The 13186-nt window shown below is 63.9% G+C and carries 17 protein-coding genes; 6 read left to right on the top strand and 11 right to left on the bottom strand.

Annotated elements, in window-relative coordinates; translation table 11 throughout:
- The 4 genes from ACXRVY_RS07185 to ACXRVY_RS07170 form a co-directional block, all read left to right on the top strand.
- Positions 1-815 (top strand): Bug family tripartite tricarboxylate transporter substrate binding protein (locus ACXRVY_RS07185; protein WP_458237183.1); only part of this gene is annotated, 815 nt, incomplete at its 5' end.
- Positions 816-877: 62 nt separating this feature from the next.
- Positions 878-1828: a quinone oxidoreductase family protein gene (locus ACXRVY_RS07180; RefSeq protein ID WP_458237182.1), complete on the top strand. Its 951-nt coding sequence runs from the start codon at positions 878-880 to the stop codon at positions 1826-1828.
- Complete coding sequence (locus ACXRVY_RS07175; RefSeq protein WP_458237181.1) at positions 1828-2628, top strand: 2-keto-4-pentenoate hydratase; 801 nt, start codon at positions 1828-1830, stop codon at positions 2626-2628. The genes ACXRVY_RS07180 and ACXRVY_RS07175 overlap by 1 nt, the downstream gene beginning before the upstream one ends.
- 26 nt (positions 2629-2654) lie before the next feature.
- A complete protein-coding gene (locus ACXRVY_RS07170; protein WP_458237180.1) occupies positions 2655-3020 on the top strand; it encodes a DUF1330 domain-containing protein in 366 nt (121 codons plus the stop codon).
- 182 nt (positions 3021-3202) lie between these two features.
- Here ACXRVY_RS07170 and ACXRVY_RS07165 read toward each other — a convergent pair whose 3' ends face one another.
- The 9 genes from ACXRVY_RS07165 to ACXRVY_RS07125 all read right to left on the bottom strand — a co-directional run bounded on the left by ACXRVY_RS07165 (position 3203) and on the right by ACXRVY_RS07125 (position 9128).
- Positions 3203-3766, bottom strand: a complete 564-nt coding sequence (locus tag ACXRVY_RS07165; RefSeq protein ID WP_458237179.1) for a VOC family protein — start codon at positions 3764-3766, stop codon at positions 3203-3205.
- Between the two features lie 104 nt (positions 3767-3870).
- Positions 3871-4194, bottom strand: coding sequence for a 2Fe-2S iron-sulfur cluster-binding protein (locus ACXRVY_RS07160; protein WP_458237178.1), 324 nt, complete (start codon positions 4192-4194; stop codon positions 3871-3873).
- A gap of 392 nt (positions 4195-4586) precedes the next feature.
- Positions 4587-5906 carry a hypothetical protein gene (locus ACXRVY_RS07155; protein WP_458237177.1) on the bottom strand — a complete coding sequence of 440 codons (1320 nt, stop codon included), beginning with the start codon at positions 5904-5906 and terminating at the stop codon, positions 4587-4589.
- Positions 5879-6568 (bottom strand): hypothetical protein, encoded by a 690-nt coding sequence (locus ACXRVY_RS07150; RefSeq protein WP_458237176.1) that lies wholly within the window; start codon positions 6566-6568, stop codon positions 5879-5881. Before ACXRVY_RS07150 ends, ACXRVY_RS07155 begins: the two co-directional genes overlap by 28 nt.
- Before the next feature lie 132 nt (positions 6569-6700).
- Positions 6701-6853: a hypothetical protein gene (locus tag ACXRVY_RS07145; RefSeq protein WP_458237175.1), complete on the bottom strand. Its 153-nt coding sequence runs from the start codon at positions 6851-6853 to the stop codon at positions 6701-6703.
- Complete coding sequence (locus tag ACXRVY_RS07140; protein ID WP_458237174.1) at positions 6850-7164, bottom strand: hypothetical protein; 315 nt, start codon at positions 7162-7164, stop codon at positions 6850-6852. The genes ACXRVY_RS07145 and ACXRVY_RS07140 overlap by 4 nt, the downstream gene beginning before the upstream one ends.
- A gap of 269 nt (positions 7165-7433) precedes the next feature.
- Entirely contained in the window at positions 7434-8447 is a 1014-nt protein-coding gene (locus ACXRVY_RS07135; RefSeq protein ID WP_458237173.1) for a serine hydrolase, read from the bottom strand.
- Between the two features lie 14 nt (positions 8448-8461).
- Complete coding sequence (locus ACXRVY_RS07130; protein ID WP_458237172.1) at positions 8462-8683, bottom strand: hypothetical protein; 222 nt, start codon at positions 8681-8683, stop codon at positions 8462-8464.
- 142 nt (positions 8684-8825) lie between these two features.
- Positions 8826-9128: a hypothetical protein gene (locus ACXRVY_RS07125; RefSeq protein WP_458237171.1), complete on the bottom strand. Its 303-nt coding sequence runs from the start codon at positions 9126-9128 to the stop codon at positions 8826-8828.
- 155 nt (positions 9129-9283) lie between these two features.
- On the opposite strand from ACXRVY_RS07125, the gene ACXRVY_RS07120 reads away from it, so the two are divergent.
- A complete protein-coding gene (locus tag ACXRVY_RS07120; protein ID WP_458237170.1) occupies positions 9284-9568 on the top strand; it encodes a hypothetical protein in 285 nt (94 codons plus the stop codon).
- Between the two features lie 849 nt (positions 9569-10417).
- Here ACXRVY_RS07120 and ACXRVY_RS07115 read toward each other — a convergent pair.
- Positions 10418-11281, bottom strand: a complete 864-nt coding sequence (locus ACXRVY_RS07115) for a putative glycolipid-binding domain-containing protein (protein ID WP_458237169.1) — start codon at positions 11279-11281, stop codon at positions 10418-10420.
- 257 nt (positions 11282-11538) lie between these two features.
- Here ACXRVY_RS07115 and ACXRVY_RS07110 point away from each other — a divergent pair, with 257 nt between their 5' ends.
- Complete coding sequence (locus ACXRVY_RS07110; RefSeq protein WP_458237168.1) at positions 11539-12465, top strand: alpha/beta fold hydrolase; 927 nt, start codon at positions 11539-11541, stop codon at positions 12463-12465.
- Positions 12466-12869: 404 nt separating this feature from the next.
- Here the strand turns inward: ACXRVY_RS07110 and ACXRVY_RS07105 are convergent.
- A partial coding sequence (locus ACXRVY_RS07105) for a secondary thiamine-phosphate synthase enzyme YjbQ (RefSeq protein WP_458237167.1) occupies positions 12870-13186 on the bottom strand: 317 nt, incomplete at its 5' end.

The raw sequence follows: 13186 nt of genomic DNA, 5'->3' as shown, positions 1-13186 counted from the left end.
GCCTTCAGCAGCGCCTGGGCCAGCCGGTCATCATCGAGAACCGCCCTGGCGCTGGCGGCATTCTTGCCGCCAGCTACGTCGCCAAGGCCGCGGCGGACGGTCATACGCTGCTGCCCGGCGACGGCGCGACGCTTGCCCTGAACGGAGCGCTGTTCTCCAAACTGCCCTACGACCCCGTCGCGGATTTCGCTCCCATCTCGCTGGTCATACGCGCGCCCATCCTGATCGTCGCACATCCGCAAGCGCCCTTCTCCGACTTGCGCGGACTGGCCGAACATGCCAAGCGTGAGCAGGGCGGCATCGCGTACGCCTCGCCGGGTAACGGAACCATCCACCAATTGGCCATGGAACTTCTCAGGCGGCGGGCGGGGTTTCCAGTCACCCCCATCCAGTACAAGGGCGCGGGGGCTGCCGTTGTGGACGTGCTTGGCGGACAGGTGCCAATCGGACCGATCGATACCATCGTCGCACTTCAGTATGTGATCGCGGGCAAGTTAAAACCACTGGCTGTGCTGGCACCGAAACGGATTGCACAACTGCCCAACGTCCCCACTGCGGCGGAAGCAGGTGTCGAAGGGGTGGAGGTCTTCCCCTGGGTCGGCCTTGCCGCGCCACGGGCGACCCCGACCAACATCGTCTCGCGGCTGAGTTCCGAAGTCCGCGATGTGGTCATGAGCCCGGAGATCTCCAAGAGATTCTCTGACCTCGGCATGGAGCCGTTCGCGACGACCCCCGAACAGTTCGGCGCCTTCATCACGCAGGAGATAGCGCGCTGGCATCCGCTGATCAAGGAACTGAACATTCGACTCGATTGAGCTTGCTGCAACCGCACGCCGCATCCAACCATCCTGAACCACGGACAAACCTCCAGACACCGATGAAGGCCTTCATTGCCACCTCCGACGGGCTTCGGCTCGTGGACAGACCCCCTCCCGTTCCAAAGCCGAACGAAATCCTCGTGCGCACGCGTGCGGTCGGTGTGAATCGCATCGACTTGCACTCGCTCGCGAATGCAGCCGACCAGATCATCGGGATGGAATGGTCCGGCGAGGTGGTGGAAGTCGGCGCGCTGTGCCACGGGTTCAGCGTCGGCGATCGCGTGATGGGTACCGGCCCGGCCGCCTATGCCGAGTACGTGGTCACGGACTACGGCCGTGCCGTACCCATCACCCATCGCGCTTTGGATTGGGCAGGAGCAGCGGCAGCCACCCTCGGTCTGCAGACGATGCACGATGCCCTCGTCACGCGGGGCAGGCTTCGTCCCGGGCACACCGTCCTGATGCAAGGCGCCGCTTCGGTGATGGGGCTGATCGGCATGCAGATCGCCAAGGTGTTGGGCGCAGGACTTGTACTCGGGACATCCGGGAATGCGGAGCGACGCGGCAAACTCGAGGAGTTCGGCTGCGATGTCGGCATCGACAGCAGCCAGGACGACTGGTCGAGCAAAGTTCTCGAGGCCACGAAAGGCAATGGCGCCGACATCGTCRTCGACAACGTGTCGGGCACCGCGTTCAACCAGTGCATGGCGGCGGCGGCCCTGGAAGGCCGTCTTGTCAACGTCGGCCGCCTGGGCGGTGCAACCGCGGCATTCGACTTCAATTTGCACGCCCTTCGGCGGCTCGAGTTCATCGGGGTGACGTTTCGCACGCGCAGCGTGGAACAGGTGCGTTCGCTGAATTCCCTGATGCTCGCGGACCTGCGCCCTATGCTGGTCGGCGGCGGGCCGCGAATTCCCATTGCGGGCCGCTTTGCTTTCGCTGATGCCGCTCAGGCGCTGGAGGCGTTGCGACGCAGCGAGCACTTCGGCAAGCTCGTGCTGGAACTTTGATGGTTCGCTCGCAGGCGCTTGCCCGGGCGGGAGAGATCCTGTGGGACGCTTGGCAGCAGGGAACGGTGATCGAATCCTTGCCCGAAGAAGCCCGTCCTCTCACGCGTGCCGAAGGGTATCAAGTGCAGTCGGCCATCGAAGCGCGTTCGCGAGGCCCCCTCTTTGGCTGGAAGGTGGCTGCCACGAGTCTCGCAGGTCAACGTCACATCAAAGTAGATGGTCCGATCGCAGGCCGCCTTCTGCGCGAGCGTGCGCACCGTTCGGATTCGCAGCTGTCGCTCGCACGGAATCGTATGGCTGTCGCCGAGCCTGAGTTCGCCTTTCGCATGGGTCGCGACATTCCTCCGAGACGGGTGGCCTATTCTGTCCACGAGGTAATGGCCGCGACCGCCGACCTGCATCCTGCAATCGAAGTTCCTGACTCGCGCTTTGCCGACTTCACGTTAGCCGGTGAGCCGCAGCTCATCGCCGACAACGCTTGCGCGCACGAGTTCGTTCTTGGCGATGCCGCGCCGCAGACTTGGCGCACCACCGACCTTGCGAATCACGCCGTCCACGGCCAAGTTTCCGGCCTGACACGTAGCTATGCGCGTGACGGCAGCGGAGCTGCTGTGCTGGGAAGTCCAATCACCGCGCTCGTCTGGCTCGTCAATGAACTGTCGTCACTTGGAATCACGATGCACCGCGACCAAGTCGTGATCACAGGAGCATGCACGGTGCCGCTTGAAGTATCAGCGGGAGATAAGGTGCTCGCCGATTTCGGCGCGTTCGGTTCGGTATCCGCAAGCTTCAGCGAATAGAACCTTAAATCAGACGGAGCATTTTGATGACAAGCAAGAAGGGTTACCTGTTCGCAGAACTCGACGTGGTCGATGCCGCGTACTTCTACAACGAGTAYATGCCCCGCGTGCATCCCATCCTCGAAGAATATGGTGCCGTCTTTCTTGCGGGGAGCGACGCGCCGGTTGTCAAGGAGGGTGGCCGGGACGTTAGACGAGTCGTCCTGTTGGAATTTGAGTCCTTGCAACGCGCTGAGGAGTTCTACCACTCTGAAAGGTACCAATCCATCATTGGCTACCGTTTCAAGTCGGCGCGGTCGCACCTCTATATCTTTGAGGCATCGTCCGGTGCACAGCCCGACAGGGCCGAACCATCTGGCCGGAGTATTGTTCCCGGGCTGGGGAAATTCTGAAGGATCCGACTCAACTCTGCGCTGCCTGCTACCGCGTTGCCGGTTCAAGCGACACAAGGGCGAAAAGCGAAGTTGCGTTATGCGCCAGGTGGACTTTGAACTAGACCGTAGGTGGGTCGCCGCACACGCTCAAGGATGAGCCGGGTGGCTCGAACAGTGCGCCGATCATGTCGGCCATACCGTCATGCCTTCTTGTCGTATCGCTTACGGACGTCCTTGATCATCTCGACAAGCGCCTGCGCCACATCCCTTCCCCCGGCCTTGGCCTTGGCCTTGCAGTCCTCCCACAGCTTGAGGTCGGCGTAGCCCTTCTCCGTGTGGCGGTTCCACTCCTTGTCGAGGGGAGTCGTGATCTCCAGGCGGATGCCCGCCGGGTCGTGGAAGTAGATCGACAGGATCATGCCCTTGTGGTCGGTTGGGCCGATCACCTCCACGCCCTGAGAGTTCAGCCACTCATACCAGCGCAACACCTCGGCGCGGTCCTTCGCTTCAAGCGCGATGTGGTTGAAGAGATCGTAAGCGGGATGGCTGGCCTTCGCCGGGGGCGGCACGCCCGGCGCTTCGAAAAACGCCAGCGTAGAGCCGTCTTGCATGCGGAAGAAGATGTGGAAGTACGGAATGTCGTCACCAGTGGACGGGATACTGTCGTCCATCACCGTGCTCGCCAGTTCCATTCCCATGATGCGTGTGTAGAACTCGGTGGTCGCGGCGGCATCGGGCGTCACCCATGCGGCATGGTTCAGCATGATGGGCGTGAGACCAGGATTGGGTGTCAAAGCAACCTCGGGCCTGGCGCCGGCAACTGCGGGGGCGTTAGTTCGCATCGATGGGTTCTCCGATTGAACGCGATTCAAAGTTGGGGGTCGGCGATGCGCACGGCGATCCCGTCGAGCGCTTCGCTCATCATGATCTGGCAGGACAGGCGGCTGTGCGCCTCGCGCGGCGCGGCCGTGTAGTCCAGCATTTGGTTTTCGGTGTCGTTCGGCGCTGGCAGCATCGCAGCGAAGGGCGTCTCCACCAGCACGTGGCAGGTGGCGCAACTCATCGCGCCGCCGCAGTCGCCGACAATGCCTTCGATATCGTGGCCCGTTGCGGCCATCATCAGGTTCTGCCCAATGGGTACTTCGACCTCATTGCGCTCGCCATTGGAATGGATGTAGATGACGCGTGGCATGGCTCCAATGTCCTCTGGGGGTGGAGGCGTGTCAGTCCCCTTGACGGGGACGTTGGCGACGCAGGCGCAGAGTGGGACGCAGGAGTCCAATGAAGCCCTTCGGCATCAGGAATATGCACAGGGTCAAGGGTTCCTGTTGATCGCGGAAGACAGGAGCTTCGAAATCTGGTCAGCCGCGTTGGGATCGAACTGGGCGGAGCCAGCATGCACGCGCGCCCGAGATCCTCACCAGCCCGCCGAAGACGGCATCCACCTGGAAGAAGGACGAACGTTCTGGCGATGATCCTCAAGGAGACGGCGAGGCCGGTGTGGATGGCGCCTGCGGAAGGCAAGGCCTCACATGGGCTCGTCGATGCGTGGCCGAGGCGGCAAACGAACACTCGACCAACGGATTAAGAGTCGTGTGTTGTTGGTATCGGCGCCACGGGCGTCGCTGCAGTCGTTCGCCTCGTCGCGCGCAGCCACGGCCGCCGCTCGCGCTGAGCGACACGGCGTGGTTGCTGCATTGACTCCGACCTTGGCGGCGCTGCAGCCCCGTCGATGAAGTCCGCGACAGCTTGCCAAGCCTGCCTGAGTTGAGCCTCGCTCTTGCCCACGTAGCTGCCGAGCGTTACGTCGCCACCGGCGGCGTGATTCATCATCTTCTTGAGAGCTGCACCTGAAACCAGTTCTTCCGCAATGCTCGCGAACGTGTCGCGCAAGCCGTGTCCCTGCACGCTCGTGCCGGCCTTCGAGTTGATCCACGCCAAAGTCTTGCGGGCGTCGACGATGGCGAAAAGCGGCTCATCCGGCTTCTTACCGGCCACGTTGCGCACCGCGACTTCAAGCGCTTGCCGCGACAGCAGGAGCTTGTGGTCGCTGCGATTCTTCGTGTCGCGGAGCGTGATCCTCCCGCCTGCAACGTCAAGGTCCGCGACCTTGATCGGCGGGTATCCGTGGCGCTTGTGGCCGTGGATCTCGATGCCACGACAACCAGTGAGCAGTTGGAACCGATAGTAGTCGGCCGCGACGCGCGAAGGCGCTGCGGCAGCGGCGCGCCACCACTGGCCAAGCTTCTCGGGCGGGATGGGAGCCGGGTCGCACGCGCCTGTGGCGATGATGATGCGGTCACGACCCGGCGTGTCGCGGGCCAGCGGATTATCGGCAAGGACGACGCCGTGCCAGCGAATCACGGCTCGCGCCACCTGCATCGCGTACGCCGCCTGCCGCTCCGATCGCTTCAGCAAGGCGGCGTGCAGAGCCCGGATGTCGTTGCCAGTGATGGCAGTGAGCACCTTGTGAGCGAGAGGATAGAGATCGCCGTCGGCGAATTTCTTCCCGTTGCGCGACGTTCGGCCCGGCTCGACCATCGCCAGGTAGTCCGCTCGAGTCCGAGCCTTCAACGGCAGACCGTCCTTGGCTCGGCGCTTCTTGTCGACGTACTCGCGGACAGCCTGCACCAACGTCAAACCATCGAGGCGTTGCGTCGACTCCGCCTCGGCGAAGGCCTGCTTCACGCGCGCTTCCTCTTGAGCGGGCCAGTCGATCCCTTCCCGCGCAAGGGCGCGGATGCGAGCGGCCTCGGCACATGCAGCGCCAAGCCTGATCTGGCCTTCGCCCTCACCGTACTCCTGCGGAATACGGTACTGCCGCTGACCATCTCCGCCCTTGACCGTGTATCGAACGAGAAGAGTTCGAACTTCGGCTAACGCGTTGCCGCAAAGCAGAACCACGCGTAAGTGTCCGCATTGTTCAGCGCTTGCGCGGTGGTCAGGCCGTCGTCCCAATACCCCGAGCCGTCGTTGTAGATGTAGCCGTCGTCGCCGTGATCGGCCAGGCTGGCGTACTTGTGGTGCGCTTCGTGGATGAATGTGATCACCGCCAAGTCGGCGTTGGAGATGTCCGCGCTGTATGCCCCTGGACCCAGCAGGTTGCGCTTCACGCGGATGTCGCCGCGCGACACTGTTTCGCCCGCCCGCGTGCCGAGGTTGCGGCCCGGCTCGAAGATGCCGCGGAGGATTCCTCGAGCACCAGGCTCGTAGCGCACGGAGCCCAAGGCGCCGGCCGTCGGAGCCGTGAGCTTGACGTTGGTGGAGAGCTGCAGCGCGTAGTGGACCAGTTCCATCTTGCTCAGCACCAGCGCCCGTTGCTGAGTCGTCAAGCCGCCGCCGGTCTTGAAGTAGCGCGCTGCAAACGTATCGATATTCGCGATGCCCGGACCCACGCCGGCCTTGACATTCCACGTGAGCAGGCCCATCACCTCCGCGAGGATCCGCCGGGCCTCCGCGACGGTCTGGGCCAGCGCGCTGCGTTCGAGTGCGGTCAGGTCGTGGCTGCCCTTCTTCGTCTTGACGTTCGTGCTGCCAACGGAACTTCTGCTCACCCAAGAAGGCATAGTCATGCTCCTTCGTGATGTAGACGGCCTGTCGCTTACCGCAGGCGGACAGGAGAACCCGCTGGAACCATATCATCACGACCCTTCGCCCTCAAGKCATTTGTCACGCGAGTCTGGTGCGCACATCGCGACTCACGCGGCCTTTTTCAGTTCAACGTCCTTCGTGCCGTACTTGTTCCAGGCCATCAGGTCGACGGTGGTCAACACCCTCGCCGACATGTGCGGCCGAAGCCGGACCATCACGTCCTCGAACGACGAGATCCACTGGTCCTTGTTGTACTTCACGGTGTCTGCGGCCGATGCTCGTCGACGTCGTTGAGCTGCGCCCCCTGATGCTTAGAGGCCGTTGGGGCGTCGATCCCGATTTCTTGGCGCAGCTCGACGAGCAAGGCACTTGCGGCGCCATTGGCAACAGCCAACTTCTCGCCCACCGCCGCGATGGCCGCCAGGCCGATCTCGCCGCTGCGTTCGATGATCTCGTTCCGCTTGACCACCCACTCGTCGATGTTCGCGGTTGCGGCCTCAATCATTTTCTTCACCGTCTCGACTCTCGCCACAAGCGCGTCGTTGAACTGATCGGCCGGCACGTCCAGCATTGTCTGAGCCTTTGCGAACATGGCGTCACGCGATACCCTCCACCCTTCCATCAAGCTCGCCATGCTCTTCTGTTCCGCTGTCAATTTGGCCAGTGGAAGACGCTCGTTGAGCGCACTTGACGCAAGGGCCTGTAGCTCTCCAAGACCTTATGCGCTACAGCTATGGTGGAAGGTTGGCACACGAGCGAGAGGCGGGCAATCGCCTTCAAGACGTTGTCGAACGCTTCGACACCTTGCCGGCACACTGGAACGCTTGCTTCGCCCGCTCCTTAGATCGCCTCGGATGAGCCAGGGCCATCCGCTGACCTGGGCCCAGCGACGCTCTCGCTCGCGCTGCCGTCTGCTGAACTGCTGACACTCGACGCCGGCGCATCCGTTTCAGTCATTACGCCATCAGCGCGCTGCCGCTCGGGATCTTGCGCAGCGAGCCGCGAGCGTGCCGCCACCAATGCCGGGCGAGGCCCCGATGAGTGCGCCGTACCGGCGAGCCGTTCAGCAGCAAGCCAACGGCGAATCGTCATCGAGTCACGCAAGCGCCCCGATGGTTTGGTCGCTCCCATCAAGACGATCGTCACCGTGCGCCCATCGGCCCGCGCCTGCATGGCCAGGCAGCGACCCGCCTCGTTGGTGAAACCCGTCTTCGACAGGAACACCTCCCACTCCGCCCCGCCGACGAGCCGGTTGGTGTTGTGGAAGACTTTGCGCCGGCCGCTGACCAGCACCTCGTGGCTGCGCTGACTCGTGATCTGCGCAATGGCGGGATAGCGGGCCGCTGCGCGCAGCACCATGACCATGTCCTGCGCGCTCGACATGTTGTTCGGCGACAGTCCGGTCGGCTCCCCGATCGACGTGCTGTCGAGGCCGAACGCCTGGATCTTCTGCTGCATTGCCGCGTTGAAGGCTTGCAGCCCACCAGGGTAGGAGCGCGCCAGCGCCGACGCTGCCCGGTTGTCGGAGCTGAGCAGGGCCAGCTCCAGCAGGGAGCCGCGCGATGCGATTGCACCAACGTGCACGCCGCCGCGGGTGTGCTTGAGGCTGTCAATGTCCGCCGCATCGATGCGAAGCGCTTCGTCCGGATCCTGCTGCGCATCCAGCACCACTATGGCCGTCATCAGCTTGGTCAGGGAGGCGATCGGCGCGGCCACGCCGATGTTCTTCTTCAGCAGGATCTCACCGCTCGTCTCATCGACAACCATCACGTGTGCCGAGTTGAAGGTGATGTCTGCGCGTGCCGACGCACAGGCCAACAGCAGGCTGACGACGAGAGCGGCACGCAGGAGCATGGTAGGGACGTCCGTCAATGTTGGACGCCGACGATCACGGCGGGAGTGGAGACGTCATGTCCGACGGCGATGCGTGCGAAAAGGTAGTTCTCGCGGGCTGCGTCGGTGAGTGCGTCCATGTCCACATGGCCGGCAGCGTCACAGGGGAACACGTACGCACGCCCCGCGTCGGGCAGCGACTGGAACCGCAACTCGTAGTTGGCGGGCCCGCTCGAATCGGTCTTCACAACGTTCATGGCTCTGTACTCCTGTGCGATGAGACGCCTCTCGATTTCAGAGTACGCAGCGCCGTGCGTTTCAGATATGCCTCGCTCAGGGGGGCATGAGGCTCAAATCAAGGGGGGTGGCGCTGATCGGTACGCAGGGCGGCCTTGCGACCTAGTCGTTTGCGCGCTGCCACGATGCCAGCTGCTGCGCGCTGGCGCGGAAGCTGCCGCCAAACAGCCGCGTTCCCCGCCGGACAAGAAGCAAAGCGATGCGAGCCGCCACCGGGTGGCCAGCATCGGCCAGTTCCGCCAGACGCGTGAACGCTTGCTGCCAACGGCCATCTTCCAACAAGCGCATGGCTTCGCCGAAATGCCGCGCGCGCTGGCTGGCGCCTGTGGCGGGCGAAGCATCGCGATGGGCCCTCCACAAGCCACGCCTCGCATCGGCATATGAGTACGACTCGTTGGTGTTCATGCGCGGCTCCAGAATCTGTGCGCATGAGTTGCACGGCGCCGCGCTGTGGTTCAACGCATTTCCGTGATGCACATCGCCGCGCGCCGAGTCGACGCTGCGTTTGAACCACCTAGAGCTAGGGAGCAACCTAGAGGCACATCCCTAAGGAGCCAGTCATGCACACCTTTCAACTCCGTACCCGCCGCGCCACGCTGTGCTCCGTGCTGGTTGCCGCTGCGGTGTCAGTTGGTCTCCTCGGTGGCGCTGCTGCCTTGTTCGCCAGAGCCGGAAGCACACCCACATTCATGGCCGGATCGAAATCCGCCCAGGAAGCTGCGCAGTGTCCGGACCGGCTGTCGCAGGCACGGCATGAGTGCCTGCGCAACATCGCCGCAGCCGCTCCCCGATCTCCTGAGCAAGGCGCGACTCTCGTGGCCCGCGCCCCCGGCAAGTCGAACTAAGAGCTCGAAGCCGTGGCCTTCGCCCCTTGGGGCGCGCGCTTAAGCCCGGCTTTTCCAAAGACTTCGACCACTCGCCGGCATTGCCGCTCATCGCCTGCAGCACCGCTGGCGCTCCATCAACGGGCCAACTAGACGACCTGGCCGCCGATCTGTGGCAGGACGAGCACCTTCGAGCGCTCGAGCCCGGCGTCGCGACCGCGGCGACGCAGCACTCGTTCTACGGTGCGCGGCGCTGACGCGAGCCTGCGATGTCGGCGGAGTTTTTTTCACCGGCATCCGCAAACGAGAAAGTGTGGCTGTACACAACCCGCGACGAGCTTGACGCGTTTGGAGTCCACCTCGGTGGCGCCGAGGGATTGGTAAAAGCCGTCGCTGTAGGGGCCCCGTGGCTTCACGCCGGACTTGATACATGCGCCGACGTGGCACGGGTGCTTGTCCAGCAGCGAAGGGATCGGCCCATCGTCTCGGCGGGATATCGGGACCGCCGGGCGCAGCAGATCAATGCCGATCGGTGAACGCCGTTGCGCTCTGCGGACCCACGCGCCAGACGCTGCGCTTGATGTCACGCGGGCCGCACAGGCGCCGCCTCTCGATGATGGGGCTGACTCCTCCGCGCATCCGCGCTGCRCCAGAAAACCTGTCTGAGGGAGACTCCACGGTCCTTGCACGCTGCGTCTTGCGCGATGCGGGTTGTCGCGCAAGACGACCGATGGATGAGAGGCAGGACTTGACTCGACAACGTCTGCGCCGATCGCCCCGGCATCGCAATCGCATTCCTCCCGATCACATCGAGGACTGGACCTCGTGCGCGAAGCGCTGCCCCATTGGGATCGGTGTTTGGAGATGGGCTCATCGCAGCGGATGAACTCGCTCGAAGAGGTCTGAATAGTCGAGCACGACACCGTCGTCATCCACCGGGAGATCCGCCTTGAATCCACTTCCGTCCAGGCTCTCGAAGAGATACAGCCGATCTGCCAGCCGCGTATAGGCCTGACGTTGAGGGCGAACCGTCAGGTCGGGCGCAAAGACCCACGCCATCTGGAATTCGCAGCGTTGCCCGATGGACATGGCGTTGCGGCGAATCGGAAACGAATTGGTGAACGGAGTCGGCCAGATGTCGATGTCGATACACCCGTCGAGTTCGTCGATCGGCGATCCGTCGCGGGTCCGCCAGTGACCCTCACCATCCGTCCGCAGATCGAGCGACCTGGTCGAGCCTTCGATGGCAACGAAGAGATCGGCATCGTGAAGGCGCCAGGCATCGTCCCAGGTGAGCCGATACGCGAGCCTAAAGGGCGCCCCTTCCTCGCTGAATGCAAGGACGCTGCTGTCCGCCCTGTTGCCCGTCAGGAGAAGATGCTCCAACCCCATTGCGCGACGATCCTTGTTCCAGACCGGCCTCCAGCACACCGTTTTCTGCTGGTCAAACGAATCCATGGAATCGCTGGCGTCGAACTCCTGGTTCGTGCGCGGTGCACCTGGGGCTTGCTCGTCGAGTGATTGCCGATACCTGATGCATCCGCGCATGAACTGAGGCCATTCGGGCACGACGATGGTCGGAGTCGCACCTTCAGGCAGCAAGGACCACAGGTCTGGGTGATGCCAACAAAGCTCATGACCGGTGGAGTCCCTGTGCCTGCGAATCGCGTTGCGCAAGTTCGCAGCCTCCGCAATCAGCTGGCCCTGCGACATCGAGTTGAGGTCTTCGTCCATGCACGTGCCGCGTCGGTCAGAGATGTAGCTGGGAGAAGCCTACGCGATGCAAGCAAAGGCCTCGGAGGTCCCCCCATTGGCGGTGATGTCACTCGGCACTGCCGGGGAACCCGGTGCCGAGCGACATTGAGCCGTAGTAGCCGTGTCGTAGTGTCAGCCGCGTCCGGCCTCAGAGGGTACGGCAGGACTGGCATCCGCATGCGAGCCAATCCATACTCTCCCGACGCTCACAACCTTCGGCAAGTGCCGACCGACGCATGGTCCTCGATACGCGACCGCCCTTTGACGGATTCGACACAGTCGACATTCGGACCGACGAAACGAACGTATTCGCGCGCAAGGGCGGGACGGGTCCTGGCGTGTTGCTGCTCCACGGTTTTCCGCAGACCCATCTGATGTGGCGCGACGTCGCCCCGCATCTGGCGAGCGACTTCACTGTCGTGTGCGCGGATCTTCGAGGGTATGGGCAGAGCGGGTGCCCGGCGTCCACGTCCGATCACGTGCCGTACTCCAAGCGAGCGATGGCTGGCGACATGGCGATGGTGATGAACAAGCTCGGCTTCGACAGCTTCAGTGTCGTCGGGCATGACAGAGGCGGCCGCGTCGCCTACAGGATGGCGCTCGATCGACCCGCACTGGTGGCGCGCCTCGTGGCTCTCGACGTCCTGCCCGTTGCGGACGTATGGGAGCGGGCCTCCAAGGAGTTGCTGCTCGGCTATTGGCCGTGGTCGTTGCTCGCCCAGCCGTACCCCCTTCCCGAGCGTCTGATTGCCGCTGCACCCAAGGCCGTGATCGACAACGCCATCGCGACTTGGGGTTCGGCGTCGTCCGTCTTTCCTCCCTCGGTTTGCGCCGCCTACGCTGACGCTCTTCGCGACCCCGAACACGTCCACGCGATCTGCGAAGAGTACCGGGCCGCGGCAGGCATCGATCACGAGCATGACCTGATCGACCGACGCGTGGGCCGCCGCATCGTGTGTCCCACGATGACGCTGTGGAGCTCCAGCGGCCCCCTCGGAGCTTGGTACGAAGACGCCGGAGGACCGCTCGCTGTCTGGCGCAGATGGGCGGCCGACGTCACTGGAGAGGCAGTCGAAGGAGGCCACTTCTTCGCAGAGGAGGACCCTGTGAACACCGCGCATCGCCTGCGCAACTTCCTGCTGAGCGACAAGCGACGCGTCTGAGTGGTGCGACGTTATGGTGGGTTGCACTGGCGATGAAGGCGGCAAAGAACGAAAGCGTCTGGCCCGTGGGTCGAGCCGGCCCGATCACGTCAAGGGCGCTGCCCAAGTTGACTAACCGGTGTTCGCGTAAGGGATGGCCGCCCGCAGGGGCGAGACGACGGGCCTCCGACGGCGGCACGACGCGAAGCGCAACAGCCCGGCTAGGCGCATCCGGGCAACGCCTGCCCCCCAGTTCCGGCGTCATCACCGCGAGCATCAGCAAAAACAGACCGACACCGGCCGCCCGCCGCGTCGGCCGAAACAACAGACGGATCGCCCCCAGCGACTCGAACGCCCCGCTCACAGAAACACGAAGCCCAGGCCTGCCAGCTTGAGGCGCGAGTTGGAGACGGACACCATCGCGCTCACTCTCCCAACAGGTGGAGCACGACCTCGCGCCGATACGGCCGGACCCGGTGCTCCCACAAGTAGATGCCCTGCCAGGCGCCGAGCGCCAGACGGCCACCGGACAACGGGATCGACAACTGCACGGCGGTGAGCGCTGCGCGCACGTGCGCCGGCATGTCGTCCGCACCCTCGTCGCGATGCCGGAACAAGGCATCGCCGTCGGGCACCAGGCGGGCGAAGAATCGGTCGAGGTCGCCGCGCACGTCCGGGTCCGCGTTCTCCTGGATCAATAGGCTGGCCGACGTGTGGCGCACGAACAGGGTCACCAGACCCA

This window comes from Pseudomonas sp. P5_A2_2 (genome assembly GCF_054177685.1).
Note: the sequence above shows the minus strand (reverse complement) of the source record. Positions and strands in the feature narration are given on the sequence as shown.

Excerpts from the sequence above, each read along its gene's own strand:
- ACXRVY_RS07175 (WP_458237181.1), top strand. The coding sequence starts at position 1,828 with ATGGTTCGCTCGCAGGCGCTTGCCCGGGCGGGAGAGATCCTGTGGGAC.
- ACXRVY_RS07165 (WP_458237179.1), bottom strand. The coding sequence starts at position 3,766 with ATGCTGAACCATGCCGCATGGGTGACGCCCGATGCCGCCGCGACCACC.
- ACXRVY_RS07160 (WP_458237178.1), bottom strand. The coding sequence starts at position 4,194 with ATGCCACGCGTCATCTACATCCATTCCAATGGCGAGCGCAATGAGGTC.
- ACXRVY_RS07150 (WP_458237176.1), bottom strand. The coding sequence starts at position 6,568 with ATGCCTTCTTGGGTGAGCAGAAGTTCCGTTGGCAGCACGAACGTCAAG.
- ACXRVY_RS07140 (WP_458237174.1), bottom strand. The coding sequence starts at position 7,164 with ATGCTGGACGTGCCGGCCGATCAGTTCAACGACGCGCTTGTGGCGAGA.
- ACXRVY_RS07135 (WP_458237173.1), bottom strand. The coding sequence starts at position 8,447 with ATGCTCCTGCGTGCCGCTCTCGTCGTCAGCCTGCTGTTGGCCTGTGCG.
- ACXRVY_RS07130 (WP_458237172.1), bottom strand. The coding sequence starts at position 8,683 with ATGAACGTTGTGAAGACCGATTCGAGCGGGCCCGCCAACTACGAGTTG.
- ACXRVY_RS07125 (WP_458237171.1), bottom strand. The coding sequence starts at position 9,128 with ATGAACACCAACGAGTCGTACTCATATGCCGATGCGAGGCGTGGCTTG.
- ACXRVY_RS07120 (WP_458237170.1), top strand. The coding sequence starts at position 9,284 with ATGCACACCTTTCAACTCCGTACCCGCCGCGCCACGCTGTGCTCCGTG.
- ACXRVY_RS07115 (WP_458237169.1), bottom strand. The coding sequence starts at position 11,281 with ATGGACGAAGACCTCAACTCGATGTCGCAGGGCCAGCTGATTGCGGAG.
- ACXRVY_RS07110 (WP_458237168.1), top strand. The coding sequence starts at position 11,539 with ATGGTCCTCGATACGCGACCGCCCTTTGACGGATTCGACACAGTCGAC.